17 protein-coding genes are annotated in these 18,301 nt (G+C 39.2%); 7 read left to right on the top strand and 10 right to left on the bottom strand.

Annotated features, from left to right (window positions below):
- Positions 1 to 25: 25 nt before the first annotated feature.
- Entirely contained in the window at positions 26 to 814 is a 789-nt protein-coding gene (locus HHO41_RS02705; RefSeq protein ID WP_169095306.1) for a formate/nitrite transporter family protein, read from the bottom strand.
- Between the two features lie 115 nt (positions 815 to 929).
- Positions 930 to 2,597 carry a glutamine--tRNA ligase/YqeY domain fusion protein gene (locus HHO41_RS02700; protein WP_169095305.1) on the bottom strand — a complete coding sequence of 556 codons (1,668 nt, stop codon included), beginning with the start codon at positions 2,595 to 2,597 and terminating at the stop codon, positions 930 to 932.
- 147 nt (positions 2,598 to 2,744) lie between these two features.
- Between HHO41_RS02700 and HHO41_RS02695 the strand changes: the two genes are divergently transcribed.
- From HHO41_RS02695 to HHO41_RS02670, 6 genes are all read left to right on the top strand, one after another.
- Complete coding sequence (locus HHO41_RS02695; RefSeq protein WP_169095304.1) at positions 2,745 to 4,313, top strand: spore germination protein; 1,569 nt, start codon at positions 2,745 to 2,747, stop codon at positions 4,311 to 4,313.
- Complete coding sequence (locus HHO41_RS02690; RefSeq protein ID WP_169095303.1) at positions 4,310 to 5,467, top strand: Ger(x)C family spore germination protein; 1,158 nt, start codon at positions 4,310 to 4,312, stop codon at positions 5,465 to 5,467. Before HHO41_RS02695 ends, HHO41_RS02690 begins: the two co-directional genes overlap by 4 nt.
- Before the next feature lie 4 nt (positions 5,468 to 5,471).
- Complete coding sequence (locus tag HHO41_RS02685) at positions 5,472 to 5,693, top strand: hypothetical protein (RefSeq protein ID WP_169095302.1); 222 nt, start codon at positions 5,472 to 5,474, stop codon at positions 5,691 to 5,693.
- Positions 5,690 to 6,787 carry a GerAB/ArcD/ProY family transporter gene (locus HHO41_RS02680; protein WP_169095301.1) on the top strand — a complete coding sequence of 366 codons (1,098 nt, stop codon included), beginning with the start codon at positions 5,690 to 5,692 and terminating at the stop codon, positions 6,785 to 6,787. Before HHO41_RS02685 ends, HHO41_RS02680 begins: the two co-directional genes overlap by 4 nt.
- 171 nt (positions 6,788 to 6,958) lie before the next feature.
- Positions 6,959 to 8,053 carry an FAD-dependent monooxygenase gene (locus HHO41_RS02675; RefSeq protein WP_169095300.1) on the top strand — a complete coding sequence of 365 codons (1,095 nt, stop codon included), beginning with the start codon at positions 6,959 to 6,961 and terminating at the stop codon, positions 8,051 to 8,053.
- A gap of 91 nt (positions 8,054 to 8,144) precedes the next feature.
- A complete protein-coding gene (locus HHO41_RS02670) occupies positions 8,145 to 8,906 on the top strand; it encodes a GTP cyclohydrolase II (RefSeq protein WP_169095299.1) in 762 nt (253 codons plus the stop codon).
- A 26-nt stretch (positions 8,907 to 8,932) separates the two neighbouring features.
- Here the strand turns inward: HHO41_RS02670 and HHO41_RS02665 are convergent, their stop codons facing one another.
- The 3 genes from HHO41_RS02665 to HHO41_RS02655 all read right to left on the bottom strand — a co-directional run bounded on the left by HHO41_RS02665 (position 8,933) and on the right by HHO41_RS02655 (position 12,890).
- The gene (locus HHO41_RS02665) at positions 8,933 to 9,556 is read right to left on the bottom strand and encodes a class D sortase (protein ID WP_169095298.1); all 624 of its coding nucleotides are present in this window, start codon (positions 9,554 to 9,556) and stop codon (positions 8,933 to 8,935) included.
- Between the two features lie 92 nt (positions 9,557 to 9,648).
- Positions 9,649 to 11,037: an LPXTG cell wall anchor domain-containing protein gene (locus tag HHO41_RS02660; protein WP_169095297.1), complete on the bottom strand. Its 1,389-nt coding sequence runs from the start codon at positions 11,035 to 11,037 to the stop codon at positions 9,649 to 9,651.
- A gap of 26 nt (positions 11,038 to 11,063) precedes the next feature.
- Entirely contained in the window at positions 11,064 to 12,890 is a 1,827-nt protein-coding gene (locus tag HHO41_RS02655; protein WP_169095296.1) for a hypothetical protein, read from the bottom strand.
- 273 nt (positions 12,891 to 13,163) lie between these two features.
- Here HHO41_RS02655 and HHO41_RS02650 point away from each other — a divergent pair, with 273 nt between their 5' ends.
- Entirely contained in the window at positions 13,164 to 13,910 is a 747-nt protein-coding gene (locus tag HHO41_RS02650; protein ID WP_169095295.1) for a Cof-type HAD-IIB family hydrolase, read from the top strand.
- A gap of 12 nt (positions 13,911 to 13,922) precedes the next feature.
- On the opposite strand, the gene HHO41_RS02645 is transcribed toward HHO41_RS02650, so the two are convergent.
- From HHO41_RS02645 to qoxA, 5 genes are all read right to left on the bottom strand, one after another.
- Positions 13,923 to 14,195: a hypothetical protein gene (locus tag HHO41_RS02645; RefSeq protein WP_169095294.1), complete on the bottom strand. Its 273-nt coding sequence runs from the start codon at positions 14,193 to 14,195 to the stop codon at positions 13,923 to 13,925.
- A 213-nt stretch (positions 14,196 to 14,408) separates the two neighbouring features.
- Positions 14,409 to 14,708 carry a cytochrome aa3 quinol oxidase subunit IV gene (gene qoxD, locus HHO41_RS02640; RefSeq protein ID WP_169095293.1) on the bottom strand — a complete coding sequence of 100 codons (300 nt, stop codon included), beginning with the start codon at positions 14,706 to 14,708 and terminating at the stop codon, positions 14,409 to 14,411.
- A gap of 1 nt (position 14,709) precedes the next feature.
- Positions 14,710 to 15,315 (bottom strand): cytochrome aa3 quinol oxidase subunit III, encoded by a 606-nt coding sequence (qoxC, locus tag HHO41_RS02635; protein WP_169095292.1) that lies wholly within the window; start codon positions 15,313 to 15,315, stop codon positions 14,710 to 14,712.
- A complete protein-coding gene (gene qoxB, locus HHO41_RS02630; RefSeq protein ID WP_169095291.1) occupies positions 15,305 to 17,284 on the bottom strand; it encodes a cytochrome aa3 quinol oxidase subunit I in 1,980 nt (659 codons plus the stop codon). Before qoxB ends, qoxC begins: the two co-directional genes overlap by 11 nt.
- Complete coding sequence (gene qoxA, locus HHO41_RS02625; RefSeq protein WP_169095290.1) at positions 17,274 to 18,248, bottom strand: cytochrome aa3 quinol oxidase subunit II; 975 nt, start codon at positions 18,246 to 18,248, stop codon at positions 17,274 to 17,276. The genes qoxB and qoxA overlap by 11 nt, the downstream gene beginning before the upstream one ends.
- Positions 18,249 to 18,301: the final 53 nt, after the last annotated feature.

Raw genomic sequence — 18,301 nt, 5'->3', positions numbered from 1 at the left:
CATACGTTATTCAAATACGCCTGAGTTACTGGGGTGGTTCATCAAAAAAAGGTTTATTGACATAATGGTACATCCAGCCCATGAAAATGCTCCCGCCAATAAGGTTGCCAACTGTGACTGGAATAAGGTTATGGATCGTCCCGTAAATAGAAATCGTTCCTGGGTGATTTAGCACTAAAGCAATGGCGAATGTACACATGTTCGCTATGCTATGTTCATACCCCGAAATAAAAAAGCAGAACACGAATAGGACCATTGCAAACATTTTTGCCCCGTCACCAGTTAAGGTCATAGGGATAAAAAAGGCTAAACAGACAAGCCAATTACAAAGAATAGCACGGAAAAAGAGCTGCATAAAAGGGGCGTGCATTTTTTTCTCAACGACACTTAGCAAAAAGCCGTTTACTTCAGCATCATGGAAAAGGCCAGTTGTATAAATGGCAAATGCAAAGAGAGCGGCACCTAAAATATTTCCGAAGTAACTAACCGCCCAAATCTTAACCACTTCAGGCCAAGCAATTTTTTTCCGAAGTGCTGCAAATGTAAAATAAAAAGTATTTCCGGTGAATAAATCACCACCACCATATGTAATCAGAATGATCGCAGCACCGAAGGTTACGGCTGCCATAGGGTAGGTTAATGGTGAATGCTCAAGATAAAAAAAGTTCCCAGTTTTAAAAGCTACGATGACACCGAAGCCGATAAACATACTTGCTAGCATTGATCTTGAGATGAATCGAAGTTTACTTTGTCGATATATTTTTTGCTTTTTTAGTGCTAAACTCTCAACTTCCTTGAGCGGTTTTAATTCCATATTGTTTCCACCCATCATAATTACTCAATAACTTCTAATGTTTACTGATTTAATCCTTAGTATTCAAGTATTATGATGGGTTTACAAAAACAAAATATGATTGATTTAGCTTTGATTATAGTTTAAATGAGCTTTTCAATGAAACAACTAGATTAAATACGGCGTTTTCGTCGTTTGAAAGCTTTGGATCGACGTTAAAATATCCATGACGGAAAAATTGGAACTTGTCGTGTGCTTTTATTCCTTGCATATTTGGCTCGATATAGCCCTCTATAATTTGTAATGAATTTGGATTGACCATATCAAGAAACGTCTTTTCTTCGCCATTTTCCTGTTCGTCTTCATTCGCGTTTTGATCTAAAATAAGTGGTTCATAAAGACGGAACTCGGCAGGGATAGCTTGACTCGCTTCAACCCAATGCAGTGTGCCTTTTACTTTTCGTCCTGTAAAGCCAGTGCCACTCTTTGTTTCAGGGTCATAGGTGCAATGAAGCTCTATCACGTTACCTGCTTCATCTTTGATAACATCCTCACATTTAATAAAATAGGCATGCTTTAACCGCACTTCGTTACCAGGGAAGAGGCGGAAATATTTTTTTGGTGGATTTTCCATGAAATCATCTTGTTCAATATAAATTTCACGTGAAAATGGAATTTTGCGCACGCCCATTTCCGGAACCTCTGGATTGATCTCAGCATCAAGCCATTCGACTTGACCTTCTGGGTAATTGGTAATGACAACTTTAAGTGGTCGCAAAATACCCATTGTTCTAGGAGCCTTCAATTTTAAATCCTCACGGACAAAATGCTCAAGCATAGCTGCATCAGCAGTACCTGACCCTTTTGAGACACCAGTTTCCTTTACGAATTCACGAATCGCTTCTGGTGTGTAACCTTTTCTTCTCAAACCAGAGATCGTTGGCATACGTGGGTCATCCCAGCCATCAACGAAACCTTCATCAACAAGAAGCTTAAGTTTACGCTTACTCATCACAGTATTGGTGATATTTAAACGACCAAATTCAGTTTGTTCAGGTTTGCTTTCTGTCTCACATTCCTCAATTACCCAATTGTAAAGGGGGCGATGGTCCTCGAATTCAGTCGTACATAATGAATGGGTAACCCCTTCGATTGCATCTTCAAGCGGATGTGCAAAATCGTACATCGGATAAATACACCATTTATCTCCAGTATTATGGTGTGTGGTGTGAGAAATTCGATATAATACCGGATCTCGTAAATTTAAATTCGGGGAAGTCATATCAATTTTGGCGCGGAGTACTTTTTCGCCATTTCCGAATTCACCGCTGCGCATCCGTTCAAACAAGTCGAGATTCTCCTCAACAGAACGGTTTCGATATGGACTTTCTTTACCGGGCTCAGTTAAAGTTCCACGGTAGCTACGAATCTCCTCGGCAGATAAATCATCAACATATGCTTTTCCTTTTTTGATTAAAATGACAGCACGATGGTACATTTCGTCGAAGTAATCCGAAGCAAAAAATAAGTTGTCCCATTCATAGCCCAGCCAACTCACATCTTCTTTAATAGAATCAACATATTCTTGGTCTTCCTTTAACGGATTTGTGTCATCAAAACGCAAGTTGGTCTTACCGTTAAATTCATCGGCAAGTCCGAAGTTGATAACAATTGATTTGGCGTGACCAATATGTAAATAACCGTTTGGTTCTGGAGGAAAGCGAGTAACTACATGATCTCTTTTTCCGGATTCTAAGTCTTCTTTAATGATACTTTTAATAAAATTTGAGGCGTTATGTTCCAAACGTAATCAACCTTTCTTTATGTACACTTTTTATTATTTTATATGTATTTTCACTATTTTTCCACTGTCTATTCCTAAGCTTTGCTTTTAAAGGATAAACTTCCATCACGAGGGAATATTAACTAAAAACAATCGGAGCCTAGGAAGATGAAGAAATTACTGAGACCAAAGCCAATATCGAAGCTCAAAGAACCAATAGTGGTAGGTACAGAGAAGTTCGCAAGTGATTTAGAATTAAATATACAAATTTTAAAGGATGTTTTTCAACATTGTTCAGACATCGTGTTTCGCTCGCTTCTCATCGGGGGACATGAAGCAGTTCTTATTTTTATTGAAGGAATCGTGGAAACAATAGATATTGAGTTCCATGGTTTAACACAGTTGCAGGATTTTCCAAAAGGGGAACGGATTGAGCTTGAACAGTTAAAGGAAAAAATTGTTGCGATTGCTCAAGTTGATAAAACAGATAACTTGCAGGATGTGATTACAAAAATTCTCCACGGAGAGTCACTGTTACTTGTCGATGGAGTTCCTGAAGCGCTAGTCTTAAGTGCTAAAGGTGGAATACGACGCGGTGTTTCGGAGCCAGAGACAGAAACTTCCATCCGTGGACCACGCGAGGGTTTTACAGAAAATATTCGTGTGAACACAGCATTAGTGCGCCAAAAAATCCGGTCCAGCCATTTGAAAATGATTAGCAAAGAGGTGGGAACGGAAACGAAAACCTTACTAGCAATACTATATATGGACCATCTTGCTCCAAAAGAACTTGTCGATGAGGTGCTCAGTCGGATTGACCGGATTAACATTGATGGAATATTAGAGAGTGGTTATATTGAGGAATTAATTGAAGACAATCCATGGAGTATTTTTCCACAAATTCAAAACACAGAACGGCCTGATACTGTTGCAGCCAACCTCCTTGAGGGCAGGGTATGCATCCTCATCAATGGCACACCGTTTTCGTTAGTTCTCCCTGCTACGTTTTGGATGTTTATGCAGGCAAGTGAAGATTATTATCAACGATTTCATATTTCGTTTTTCTTAAGGTGGCTTCGTGTCATTCTCGTTTTATTGGCGTTGGCATTGCCGGCCTTCTACATTGCCATTACGACTTATCATCAGGAAATGATTCCGACAACATTACTATATAGTATTGCAGCAAGCCGTGAGGCCATTCCGTTTCCTGCTTTTATTGAGGCTCTGATTATGGAGCTTGCTTTTGAAGCGTTGCGTGAAGCTGGAATTCGTCTGCCAAAGGTGATTGGACAGGCGGTAAGTATTTTGGGGGCTCTTGTGATTGGTTCTGCTGCAGTCGAAGCCGGAATAGTCTCGGCACCGATGGTTATTGTTGTATCAATTACAGGGATTGCTTCATTTACAATACCGAGGTTTAACATGGCCATATCAATTCGCTTGCTCCGCTTTCCAATGATGATGCTTGCAGCAGCATTTGGACTCCTTGGAATCGTAGTCGGTTCAACGTTTTTATTAACACACCTTTGCAAGCTACGTTCGTTTGGTGTTCCATATTTTGCCCCAGTTGGTCCGTTAAATTGGAGTGAATTAAAGGATGTTTTTATCCGTGCTCCTTGGTGGGCATTAGATAAACGACCGACACAGGTCATAAAAGGGAATGTCGTCAGACAAGCAGCAGGCCTATTTCCAGGCACAAATGGAAGTTCAGCTAATGATAATAAGGGGAACGAGTCATGAAACGGACAAGAGCTCTGGGCATTCTCTGGATATGCGTGTTCATGTTGTCAGGTTGTTGGGATCGTATTGAAATAAATGACTTAGCTTTTGTTACTGCTACTGGGTTTGACTTAATAAAAGAAAATCAAATACGCGTATCGATCCAAGTTCCACTCCCAAGTGCCTTAGGGGGAGCAGGATCGAGTGGAGGGGGAGGAGGCACCGGTGGTAATAAACCTTATTATGTTGATTCAACAGTAGGTAGAAATGTGCGCGAAGCGAATGATTTGCTACAAAGTCGGATGTCTCGAAGAAGTTATTTTGCTCATCGCCGTGTTATTGTTTTTGGTGAAAAACTTGCGCGCTCAGGATTTAAGAAGTCATTGGATCTTATTGTTGAACAGCCGCAGTCGCGCTTAACAACTTTTGTATTAGTCACTAAAGGGGATGCTATTGATATATTAAATTCTTCGCCTCATTTGGAGAAGCTACCCGCTGAAGCAATTCGTGAACTGACAAAAGCAGGCTATCATCGTGATGTTCGGGATGTATTAACCGATATTTCAAGACCAGGAAAGGACCCAGTGCTACCTATCGTTGAGACAGTATTAACAAATAATAAAAAGGGCCAAAAGCAACAAGAAATTTCCATCAATAGATTAGGTATTTTAAAAAATGATCAATTAATGTTTATCACCAATTATAAGGAAACCAATGGAGCCTTGTGGCTGCTTGAACAAATGCAACGGCGCGGATATACATTTCCGATTGAAAATCAAGACGAAATAAATGTCGGTATCATTAAATCAAAAGTTAAACCGGAATATACTCTGAAAAATAACCAACCATCCTTTACGCTTAATGTGAATGTATCAGCCAATTTGATGCAAAATGAGGGGAATTTAGAATTAAATGATCCGAAAAATTACCGAAAAGCGATAAATAAAATGGAGACACAGATAAAAGAAGAAATTGAGGCAATTCTGGTACATTCGATGTCAGAGGGAATTGATATTTATGGACTAGGTTGGTATTTATCCCGGAAGGAGAGTAATTTATGGAAACAAAAATGGGAAAAAGATTGGAATAAGCTGTTAACAGAGCTCGACGTGAAGATCAACGTCAAGGCTGAAATCGATGAAGCGATAAATTCAGCGTTGAAAATAAAGGAATGATTTGATGTTCGGAATGATTAGTGTCATCTTAAGTCTAATTGTTTATATTGTTATTTTAAAAAAAAACGCAAAAATGGAAAAAAAGCTGTGGTATTTAGTCTTATTGATGGTGGGCGCGACTGTAGTTGTATCCATTCTGATGGGATTCCACATTTCGTTAGGAACGAGTACAAAATATCTGAATGAAACGGTGGGAAACTGGGCGAAGCAGGTGATTGCGCAATGAAGGAACAAATTTCGTTATTTCAGTATGTAGCTTTAATCGTGAACTTTATCATATCAGGAATCTTAAATACATTGCCGCAAATCACAGCACAAGTTGGCGAACAAAACACATGGATGGCTCCATTAGTGGTGTTTCCTATCATTTCGTTCATTCTTGTTTTTGTGCTGGGGAATAATGATAGAATCAAGCGGCTTCAAAATGCATTTCAAGGATCAAAGAAAACAATCCTTCAAAAATGTTTTATTATTATGATGGGTCTGTTTTTAATGTTTGTTTTTATTAAAGATTTCCGAGCCATTCTTGATTTTTTAACAACAGTGTTACTGCCAAATACGCCACGAGATGCGATTATGGTTCTCTTGGCGCTTACGCTCATTTACATGGCAGTTAGTGGTTTAGAGGTGATGAGCCGTGTTACGGTGATCCAGATCATTGTCTTTGGTGGCATTGTCCTCATGTTGCCATTTTTACTCCTAAATGAAATCAAATTTGAAAATGTTGAGCCAATTGGAGGTCCTGGTTTTGGCTCTTCTATGGTTAAAACCACCTTTTTAATGTTTTCCTGGATTGGAGAGGCAATTATTGTGTTAATCCTGTTCCTAGATGTTAAAACATCAGAAAAGATCAAGCGAGGAACCGTTTTAGGAATTGGAATTGGCACGTTCTTATTTGTGATTTTGACCTTTTTAGATATCGCCGTGCTTGGAGTGAATATTGTCAAAGAAGCCACCTATCCTAATCTGGAGCTTATTCAACAAATAAATATTACTGATTTTTTAGATCGCCTAGATTTAGTGATCGTTACAGTGTGGCTGCCGACCTATATTGCTCGTTTGGCGCTTACTCTTTATGGAATTAATAAGGTGTTCGGGCTTTTTTACCAAAATGACCAAATACCATTTAATCTAGTCATCACCCCTTTGTGCTTATTACTGGGAAGTCTCTCTGTCACATTGTTTAAGAATAATCTCGACCATCTAGAGTACTCCTTTTTTTCGTGGGCCATAGGGGGAATGGTGTTTGAGTTTTTACTAATGGGTTTATTATTCATCGTTGGAATTAGAACAAAGTATGATAAAAAGATTGAAAACTGACTAAAAACGAAATGATGGATGAAAGCTTTTGAGTGGAAATAGATATAGCCACCCAACAGCTTTTTTTAGCATTATGATTGGTAGAACTTTGTAGTGGTATTTACATAAGAAACAATGTATTCTTATAGTAAACCACGAAACAAAACCAAACCTACCGAGGTGAAAATAGGAATGAACATTAAAACTGATGTAGTGATTGTAGGAGCTGGACCGGGTGGTGCTCTCTTAGGCTATTTACTAGCAAAAAACAATATTACTACAGTGGTTTTGGAACGGAATTCAAAAATTGATAAGACGTTTAGAGGAGAACATATTAATGAACAGGGTGAAATGATCCTGAAGAAGCATAACCTCTTTGAAAAAGTTCGTGAATTAGGCATTCTAATGATGAAAAAAATCGAATACTGGGAAGGTGGACAACCGCTTAAAACCGTTTTCCCAGATAACCAAACAGAACATTTGAGTATTCATATCCCACAAAATCATCTATTGCAGGTATTAACTGATGAGGCAAAAAGATATGGTACTTACCGTTTACTTTTAGGTACATCAGTTTATGACCTTATTCAAGATGGAACGGGGAGATACACCGGTGTTAAAGCATTGCATGACGGAATTGAGCTACAAATCGACGCCAAACTTGTGATCGGTGCAGATGGACGTTTTTCAACGATAAGAAAGTTGGCGAATCTTCCAACATCCGTAAGAAAACATGGCTATGATTTACTCTGGGCAAAAATTCCTGCTCCATCGGGCTGGGAACCAACCATACGCTTCGCTCTAATTGACGGACACCAACTGGCTTTGTTTACACAAGCTGGTGGATTTGTTCAAATCGGTTGGAATATTGATCAGGGAAGTTTTCAAAAGTTGCGCAAACAATCGTTTGAACCGTTCATTAACGGATTAATTGCAGCTTTCCCACAACTCGAGTTACCGGTAAGGCGAAATATTCGTTCTTGGGAGGATTTTATACCTTTATCGGTTTTTAGTAGTCAAAGTGAAGAATGGACAAGAGAAGGGCTTATCATGATTGGTGATGCTGTCCATACAATGTCTCCAACCGGTGCATTCGGAATTAATGCTTCATTAATGGATGCAGATAGCCTTGCTGAAGAACTCGTTATGTCAAATAAACTTAGTGAACTATCACGTTCTGACTTGTTAATTTTTGAAGAGGAGCGTAAGAAAGCTACTCATGCATTGCAGGAACAACAATTTAAGCTAGAGCGCACGTTTAACGAGCATTTTTTAGTACTTAGCTAACGCTAGGAGCGATGAATGTTTTATGTTAATAAATCGCATGATAGGGGAGATATCCTCTTGTTTTGTATAAGTTGAATTTGGGGTGAAATGAATGATTGATGCAAAAGTGGTGGCAACCTTAAAAGAAAAAATTACGGTAATAAGAAACAATGGTAAATCCGTCTATTTAGTAGGCCCGATAAATTTGCCAGTAAATTTGGATGGAGAAACAACTATTTTTCAATGGTATTGCTGGCTAAAATGTGAAAACATGGCTGGGCACTTCTGTGATGATGGATCTTATGATACTGAAAAAATTATTGAAACCTTGTCTTCATCAAATTTAGCGGAAATGCAGCAGTCTAGTGTGCTAGTTTATGGGGATTTTGCAGGGGCAGATGAAGCGTTAATTCGCTTGCACAGCATTTGTCATACAGGTGATATATTCGGAAGTAAGCGATGTGATTGTGGTTTTCAACTGAAGCAAGCGATGAAAATGATTGCCCATCATGGCGCTGGTGCATTATTTTATTTAGCCAATCATGAGGGAAGAGGAATAGGTTTATTTTCAAAAGCGATGGCGTATATTTTACAGGAGAATGGTCTTGATACAGTTGAAGCCAATTTGCAACTCGGTTTCGTAGATGATGCTAGGAACTACAACGATGCAATCCAAGTCTTAAAAACGTTAAGAACAAAACCTGTCACACTCATAACCAATAACCCACGTAAGCTCGATGCGTTAATCAATACTGGAGCAAATGTTGAAAAAAGAGTCGCGTTATGGGGTGATGTGTCGGAGTATAACCGAAAATACTTAGAAACAAAAATCGTTCGCTCTGGCCATTTACGGAATCAGGATGATCAAGTGTAAAAAATTGAGATCGAAAAAATGATCAGCTATTGTTGGAGTGTTTTTTCGATCTCACTGCCATCCATTTTTCTTTCTGAAACAAGTTCACCAAAAACAATCAACCTTTGTTTATCGGAATATTCCGGATGACACGTAATGAGAGTAACAATTGATTTCTCTTCGATGGGATTAATCACATCTACATTGGAGGGTTTAACAATTTTTTTGTCAAAAACCCTATAGATTAACACTTTGTTTTGGGAATAAATCGTTACTTCATCATTATTTTCCAATTCATCTAGACGGTTGAAAAATTTCCCATATGTATAAGAGCGGTGACCAGCGATAGCAAAATTTTTGTTCTTTTTCCCAAGTTCATTAGTCGATGAGCTTGACGGCAGATGACCGACTGCATAGCGAATATTTTCTGGTTCCGCGCCTTCTGTCATTGGGGTTTTCAAATCAATCTTCGGAATTTCCAAAATTCCAATCATATCTCCTGTTTCCGCAGGCACGTCCGCTTTTTCCTCAGGAGCTGTCTCCGAAAAGGATAAAGAAGTATATTCCTCGATTAATTTTTTCTGTTCGTAATAAGTTTTCCCTTTTGCATAAAGGATAAAAACGAGCACTACTATTCCAGTTAAAATAAACAGATTTCCTATTTTCTTCATTACATAATCGCCTCTTTAAAAAAATAGGAGGGTGATCAGCCCTCCTGGATGAAAAAGTTAAACCTTATTACACAAATGAAAATGAACGTTGATTAATAAGCTTTATTGACATTAAACTTTCTTAAAGCAATACCAACGAATAATAACAATGCAGAAACTAGTAATAGTAAGCTAGAATCCATTGCAGAACCTGTTTTAGGTAATTGGTTACCTGATTGTACAGTTTTTACATCATTGTTATTCTTGTTGTTATCGTTTTGCGTATTGTTGCTATTAGGAGTTTGCTGTTGGTCTTCTGGTTTGTTGTTGTCGTTGTTGTTGTTGTTATTGTTATTGTTACCGTTTTGGTCGTCGTCGTTACCGTTTTGGTCGTCATCGTTACCGTTTTGGTCGTCGTCGTTACCGTTTTGGTCGTCATCGTTACCGTTTTGGTCGTCGTCGTTACCGTTTTGGTCGTCATCGTTACCATTTTGGTCGTCATCGTCACCGTTTTGGTCGTCGTCGTTACCGTTTTGGTCGTCGTCGTCACCGTTTTGGTCGTCGTCGTCATCTGTTGGGGTAGCAGTGTATTCTTCGTGTTCACCAATTCCAACATGTTGATCGCCAATAATTGGAGTATCTTTTGTATCAACGATTACTAAACCACCATGTTCCCAAGTGTACTCGTCTGTAACAACTTTTTCATTTTCAACAATTCCAACATGTGCATCTCCAACTGGAGTATCTTTCGCATCAACGATTACTAAACCAGTATGAGTATATTCGTAGTCATCAGTTACAATATGTGTTCCTTCAAGGACACCTGTATGAAGATCACCAAGTACAGGTGAATCTACATCAGCAAGTACTAAACCGCCATGAGTGTACTCAACGTCTTCTGTTTGGTAGTGCTCAACTTCGCCAACTCCAGCGTGAACATCGCCAACAACTGGAAGTGTTACATCAGCAGTCACTAAGCCTCCCTTAGTATGTGTAGCTTCCTCAGTAGTAGCGTTTGTACCTTCGATAACACCCAAATGTGCATCTCCAACTAGGGAATCATTAAGATCAGCCCCTAAAACACCGCCAGAAGTAATTGAACCATCTTCAGTCACAACTTCTTCTTTACCAAGAAGTTCAACACCTAAGTTTCCAACGATTGGAAGATTTAAGTCAACATTTACAAGTGAACTTTTAGAATAACTTGTAATATTTGAATCGAATCTTTCAGGATCTCCTGTAACAACTGGTGGTTTTTCAGGAATAGCAGGAACCGGTAAAGCAGTTGTAGTTTCTTCTACAGTAGCGGCTACTGGTGCAGTTAGTGTTGATAACACATTTTGCGGTGCAACCTGCTCAACTACAGGTGTAACATTTGATAACTCTTGCGTTACATCTAGTTCTTCTGCGCCTGCTTGACCTCCGAATAATGTTAGACCCAAAGCAAATGCTCCGGTATAGACAATACTTTTTAACGATTTAACAACAGTTTGTTTTTTCATGATTATCTCCTTCTTCTTAATTATTTTTATATGGATAAGAAGAAGGGAGCCATCGGTGGCTGAACTGGTGGAGACTCAGTCCACTGAGTAGATAAGGTTTTTAATATGTTTTGTGTTTGTATATTTAATAGCGTTTCAAGGTTATAGCCTGAATCAAGGACTACAGACGCACCTGATCCTCCACTAATGCTAGCTGAACCCGTAGAGGAACTGCTGCTTGATGTTGAAGGAGCAGTTAGTGTTGTAACGGCTGTAGTATTGGCGCTTTTTTCGTTTGCTTTCTCTATTTCTAAACCAAATTGAATTGCTTCATCTACACCTTGATTTAAGATAGTTTGGTTACCAGCATCTAGTAACGTTTTAAAGAATTGTCCTACAGCAGAAGTGTCACCATTTACTAACTCATTATTTTGAGAATTAAAGGCTAACTCCTGGTCTGGATTAGTTGTATCTTCAATATTTCCAGGTAAAACATTTGATTCAATCGGATTGGTAGGTTTTACAATAACTTCAATACCAGTTCCATTTTCTTGGTTTTCATCTGTTGAGCTGCCGCTACCATTACCACCAGCTTGTCCTCCAGTAGTTGGGTCTGTTGTACTGCCAGTACTAGGGGTTTCATTTTCACCTGTTCCTGGTTGTGTTGTAGGCCCTTCAGGAATTGGAGTGACAACTACAACAACTGGATTTCCAACTTCACCTACACCAATGTGAATATCTCCAACTGGGGTATGGTCACCGTCGACAATCACTAATCCGCCAGTTTCAGTAGTTCCTTCCGCAGTTTCAATCACGTGATGTTCAATAATTCCGACGTGGTTGTCACCTAAAATGTCGTTATTGATATCAGCGCTTACTAAACCTGAATGGAATTCATTTCTATCTGGACTGATTAGACCGCTAACTCCGCCAATTGTCGTATTTAGCTCACCGATTAACGGGGCGCTTACTCCAGCTGAAACGATGCTACTGCTAAAGGTAGTCGTATCGCCTGAAACGTTTTTACTTTGTTCGAGTACGCCAACATTGGTATTTAATAATGGATTATTAATCCCTAAATTGGCAAGGCTCAAACTTGAAGTATATCCGTCTTCAGTAAGATTTTTCGAACCTGAAAGTAGACCAACATTTAAGTCGCCTAGTAGTGCAGATTCAGTTACATTGAGTCCAAGCAATCCAGAATTCCCACTAAGCTCACCTGATTCGGTCAATGTTGGGAATGAAAGTAAATCTAATCCAACATTTCCTACCTCACCCAAGCCAAGATTTACATTAAGTAAATCTGAATTTGATGTCAGTGAATTGCCTGATGCATCAATACTTAATAAGTTTGGTAGGCCAGTGCTGCTCGCATTTCCGCCTAATAGATTAATATTTAATCCTAATAACCCAAGACTTAATAGTGGTTTAGGCTCAGCAACTGCTGTCACAGGAGCTTCACTAGAAGGATTGGCACCAAGCGCTTGTTCTTCAGGTACTGGAGCATCAGTAGTTGTTACATTTTCAGCAACAACCTCAGTGCTGTTAACAAGAGTTTGATCGTCCTTTGTAACAGCTTGATGAGCTGATTCAACTGGTGCTATCGCAGTTTCTAAGGTTTCAGCAACTGGTAAAGCCTCTTGGACTGTTTCAGTTTGATTCTCTTGTTCAGAAGCTGTTGGCTCAGAATCTTTCACTAATAGACTTCCTAATCCATCTAATAAATTTGTAAGTGTATGTATGCCTAATAAAGATTGATGAGAAGAATTCGTTTTTTCGTTAGTGAGAGTGTCGCCATTTTCTTCAGCTTGAACCATTGAAGGTGCCGTAAAGATTAACAAACTAGACAAAACGTAAAAAATCCGTTTTTTCATCCTTTTTCACCTCCTTTCGCTAAAATAAAGAAGGTATATGTCGGAATGTGACATTAATCACTTCGGTTACAAGTCTAATAAAAAAACTGACAATTTTCAATAGAAAAAATAGTTTACTAGCATCAGAATGGTAATATTTTAATTTTTTTGTGAAAAATTGTAAATGTTATTTAAAAAAGGAATGGGTAATGCTTCTTAGCTGTGGTTCTGAACGGGGAATGATAATATTAAAGCAGTTGCAGACATCTTGAATACGATTGGAGATCATTACATATGAATAGTCAAACTGAAATTAAGCTTATCGCTTTAGATATGGATGGAACGTTGTTAAATGAGAAAGGTGAGGTATCTGAAGCAAACAGGGAAGTGATTACAACTGCTCAAGCTAATGGTGTTCATGTTATTTGTAGCACAGGCAGATCTATTATCACATCTCGCGATTATGTGAAGGATTTACAGTTGAAATCTTATCATGTTACCGTTAATGGCAGTGAGGTTTGGGGTGAAAATGGGGAGCTTATCCAGCGCAAAGTCCTCGATGCTGAACATATCAACTGGATGTTCCAATTGGCTAAAGAGTACAGTGTCCATTATTGGGCCACGGCTACCGATCGCGTTTGGCGCAGAGAAATGCCAGCTAATATTGCCAATCACACCTGGTTAAAGTTTGGATATGAAATTGCAGATGATGAAGTTCGCGCAACAATTCTAGACCACTTGCAAAGAAAGAATGATTTGTTTGAATTAAGTAATTCTAGCCCGATTAACATTGAAATCAATTTGAAGGGTGTTAATAAGGCACACGGAGTTGAAGTTGTCTGCGAGCGCCTCAATATCGGTATGAATCAAGTAATGGCAATCGGTGACAGTTTAAATGACTTACCGATGATTGAAGCAGCAGGACTAGGCATTGCGATGGGCAATGCTCAGGACGATGTGAAAAAGAAAGCCGATTGGGTGACGACGACTAATATGGATGATGGTGTCGCTGTTGCGATTCGTAAGTGGGTTCTGAAATAAGTAGTAAAGTAATTATTTTTTCTTTTTTACTAACTTGATGATTTTGTAGCCTGGTTTCATCTTAATTTTCTCAGTACCTGCTTTGGTTTTTACTTGAAAAATGGTGAATTTTTTCGGTTCGTGATCAAGAACTTCGATTTTTATGACACTTTGCTTGGCAAAGCGTTTCTCAAGTTTTTTGAGCTGTTTGTCACGCTTTTCTCCAAAAAGTAGGTCGTTAGTGTACATAAAAATGATGATGAGGGGAATTCCAACGAGAAAAGTATAAAGGATAGAGATCAACATAGCTGTAACATGCTTCCTTTCATGAATAATTTGATTGATCAATCAGCAGCTTTTGCGTTATTTGCCGACTTCGCCAGTTTATTTGCCAATTCTACCAGCTAATTTGCCAATTTACCTATTTTATTTGCCGATTCCATATTTTTGCCACAATTACACTAAAACTATAAGAAAAAGCAGTAAATTTCATCACTGAAGTTTACTGCTTTTTTATTTTTACATCATATGTCCAAATGACATGACCCAGATGGAGCCAACAACGGTGACGATGGCGATGAAAAAGGCATAAGCGATATTAATGACATTTGCTTTTCCGTCTTCGCCTTCATTCATGTGCATGAACATATATAGCTGTAGACAAGCTTGAATCACAGCCAACGAACCGATAACCCAGATGATGGTTTTAACAGGGAGTGAGGTTTCAAACGCCAAAAACACTGCCGCAAATGTTAAGAACAAAGACGTCAAAAAGCCGAGAACATGATTGATCGGAAATCGATGTGCATTCTTTTCCATGTTAAGCCACCATCCTTGCTAAATAAACGAATGTGAAAATGAAAATCCAGACGACATCAAGAAAATGCCAATATAAACCGATGATAAACACTTTCCGAGCTGTAACAGGAGTTAGCCCCCGATGTAAAAGCTGGATGATGATAAGAAGCGCCCAACCGATACCTAAAGAAACGTGCGCACCATGTGTGCCGAGAAGGACAAAAAAGCTAGAAAGGAAGGCGCTCGTTTGCATTGTTGCTCCTTCACCCACGTAATGTACGAACTCGGAGATTTCCATATAGATAAATCCGCCACCAAGCAATAATGTAATGACTAACCAAGTAAGCAAGCCCTTCAGATTAGCGCGACGCATTTCATAGATTGCAAGACCACAAGTAAAACTGCTAGTCAATAACAGAATGGTTTCAATCATAATGTCTTTTAAAACAAAGATTTCTTGTGGTGTTGGTCCACCTGCATAACGCTCACCTAATACGCCGTAAACGGCGAATAGGGTAGCGAATAGGATAATTTCAGCACCTAAGAAAATCCAGAAGCCAAAGATGTTTAAGCGATTTTGCTCTGTTTGATATTCTAATGGCAATGTAGCATCTAGTTTAGCTGACATGATTTTTCACCTCTTCATCAACCTTTTTCCAAGCACCCTCAGTTTTAATGATTTCATCGACAGATACATGATAGCCGTCGTTGTAATCAAACGAGCGAGCAATTAGACAAGCGAAAATACCAATCGTTGCAACTGCTGCAGCAATTTTCCATTCAAACACAAGGAAGAAGCCTGCGACACCAAAGATGACACTCATAATAAACGGTAAGCCAGTGTTGCTCGGCATATGAATCTCTTTGTAATCTTTCTCATTGTAATGCATGTCGATGGCATTTTTCTTCATATTCCAAAATGCATCGAGCGTATTAACTTCCGGTTGAATCGCAAAGTTATAATGCTGAACCGGAGAGGCTGTTGCCCATTCAAGTGTGCGGGCATTCCAAGGGTCAGATGAGATATTGCGGTCAGCAAATCGGGCGCTCCAGTATATGTTGTAAACTAAAGCAGCAAAGCCTGCCGCAAGGATAATCGAGCCAATTGCTGAAACTAAGAATAATGGAGCAAAACCTGATTCTGCTGAATAGGTGTAGGCACGACGGACAGCGCCATCCAAACCAAGGAAGAACATTGGCATAAACGTTACATTAAAACCAACCACAAATAACCAGAAATGCCACTTACCGATTTTTTCATTTAACATGAAGCCGAACATTTTTGGCCACCAGTAATACAATCCTGCAAATACAGCGAACACAACGCCAGGTATGAGGACATAGTGGAAATGGGCTACAAGAAATAGGGTATTATGATATTGATAATCGGCAGCACCCATTGCAAGCATGACACCAGTAACTCCACCGATGATAAAGCACGGTACAAACGCTAGTGCCCAAAGCATGGCTGTTGTAAATTTGATCCGTCCATTTCTCATTGTGAAAAGCCAATTGAAAACTTTTACCCCGGTTGGAATCGCAATCATCATCGTGGTAATTGAGAATACAGAGTTAACTCCAGGACCTGCACCCATCGTATAGAAATGATGAACCCACACAAGCATACTTAGTACGGCGATGGCAACTATTGAAACAACCATTGATTTATAACCATATAAGGTTTTGCGTGAGAATGTGGAGATTACCTCTGAAAACATCCCGAAAGCAGGGAGGACGACAATGTATACTTCCGGGTGACCCCATAACCAGAACAAATTCGCCCAAAGCATATCCATCCCGCCACCAGCGAGGGTAAAGAAATGTGTTCCAAAAATACGGTCAAAGGTCATTAATGCAAGGGCTACGGTGAAAATTGGGAATGAAGCTACAATGATCACTGAAGCGATAAAGGATGTCCAGGTGAACATCGGCATCCGCATTAACGTCATACCTTTTGTTCTCATTTTTAAAATTGTTACGATAAAGTTAATACCGGTCATTAATGTTCCGATACCGGCTATTTGCAAGGCAATGGCATAATAATTGTTCCCGATTCCCGGTGTAAACTCCTTTCCGGCAAGCGGAAAATAAGAAGTCCAACCGGCATCTGGAGACCCACCGACAACAAAGGAAATATTAAACAGCATTGCCCCGACGAAGAAAAGCCAAAAGCTTAATGCATTTAGTTGGGGAAAGGCAACATCCCGTGCGCCAATTTGCAGCGGTATAATGACGTTCATAATCCCGACTAATAGCGGCATTGCTGCAAATAAAATCATAATCACACCATGTGTGGTGAAAATTTCATTGTAGTGCTGAGCATCTAAAAATTGCATTTCAGGTTGTGAGGTTTGGGCTTTCATAAGTAACCCATCAACACCACCGCGGAAAAACATTAATACACCAGCGAGGATATACATAATCCCAATTTTCTTATGATCAACAGTTGTAATCCATTCAGTCCATAACCATCGCCATTTTTTTAAATAAGTTATCCCAGCTACAATACCAAGCATTGATAGTAAAATAGCAATCTGTGATCCTATAATTAATGGATCTCCATTCAGCATGAAAAATTCTTTCCAATTAATGTCCATTCTGTTCACCTCCATTACCATGGTTCATTTCAGTTTTAGTTTCAGTTCCGTCTTTTGAACCTTCTTCTTCTTTAAAGATTTCACCCTGGTAGCCATGTGTTTTATAGAGTTCAGGATTTGTATAGGTTTTAGAGTCCATATCAGCGTGATTCACCCATTCTAAGTGTGAATTAGAGTAGGTTTGTCTGCCTAAATGGGTTGGCTCTAATAGTTTTTCGTATTTAGATTCTGTAAGCTTTGGTGCAGTCTTTTTTACATCCTTGACCCAGTTGTTAAAGTCTTTTTCTGTCTGCGCCAATACCTCAAATTCCATTTCGGCGTATCCTCGTCCGTTAAAATTTGTGTTGCGGCCAAAGTATGAGCCTGGATGATCAGCGACAACATACATTTGTGTTTCCATTTTGTTCATTGTGTATTTTTGACCAGCAAGGGCAGGAATCCAGAATGATTGCATTGTTCCTGCAGAGGTCAGTTTAAATTGAACAGGTCGATCTTCAGGAATGTTTACGTAGTTTACTGTTTCAATTTCTTGTTCTGGATAACTAAAGATCCATTTCCAATCGGCAGATGTAACATGAATAACTAAAGGCTCTTTTTCTTCATACCCTTCAGGAACCTTTTCAAGGGCGTAGATTGTTTTCACAGTTGGAATCGTTAAGGCAATAACGATCACAATAGGGATGGCAGTCCAAATAATTTCCAGTAAGGTACTTCCATGCTCTTCTGGAGGAGTATAGTCCTTATTGCTCTCTTTCTCACGATATTTCCAAACGATGTAACCGAATAGGGCAAATACAACGACAACAACCAATAACATAAAGATAAGGGACCAGTTGATTAAATCTAAAATGTCCCGAGCTACAGGACCTTGAGGGTCAAATACAACCAGTTTTTCACACCCACTCATTAATAGCAAAGAAATGATGGTGAGCAATGTCAGGGTAATGCGTTTCGCGGATTTCATTGTTCTTCTCCTTTCGATCTTGTGAAAAATTAATTTAAAACAATTCAAAATCT

This window comes from Bacillus sp. DNRA2 (genome assembly GCF_012843265.1).
Lineage (GTDB): Bacteria > Bacillota > Bacilli > Bacillales > Cytobacillaceae > Bacillus_BU.
The sequence above is the reverse complement of the archived record's forward strand: the minus strand, read 5'-3'. Positions and strand labels throughout refer to the sequence as shown.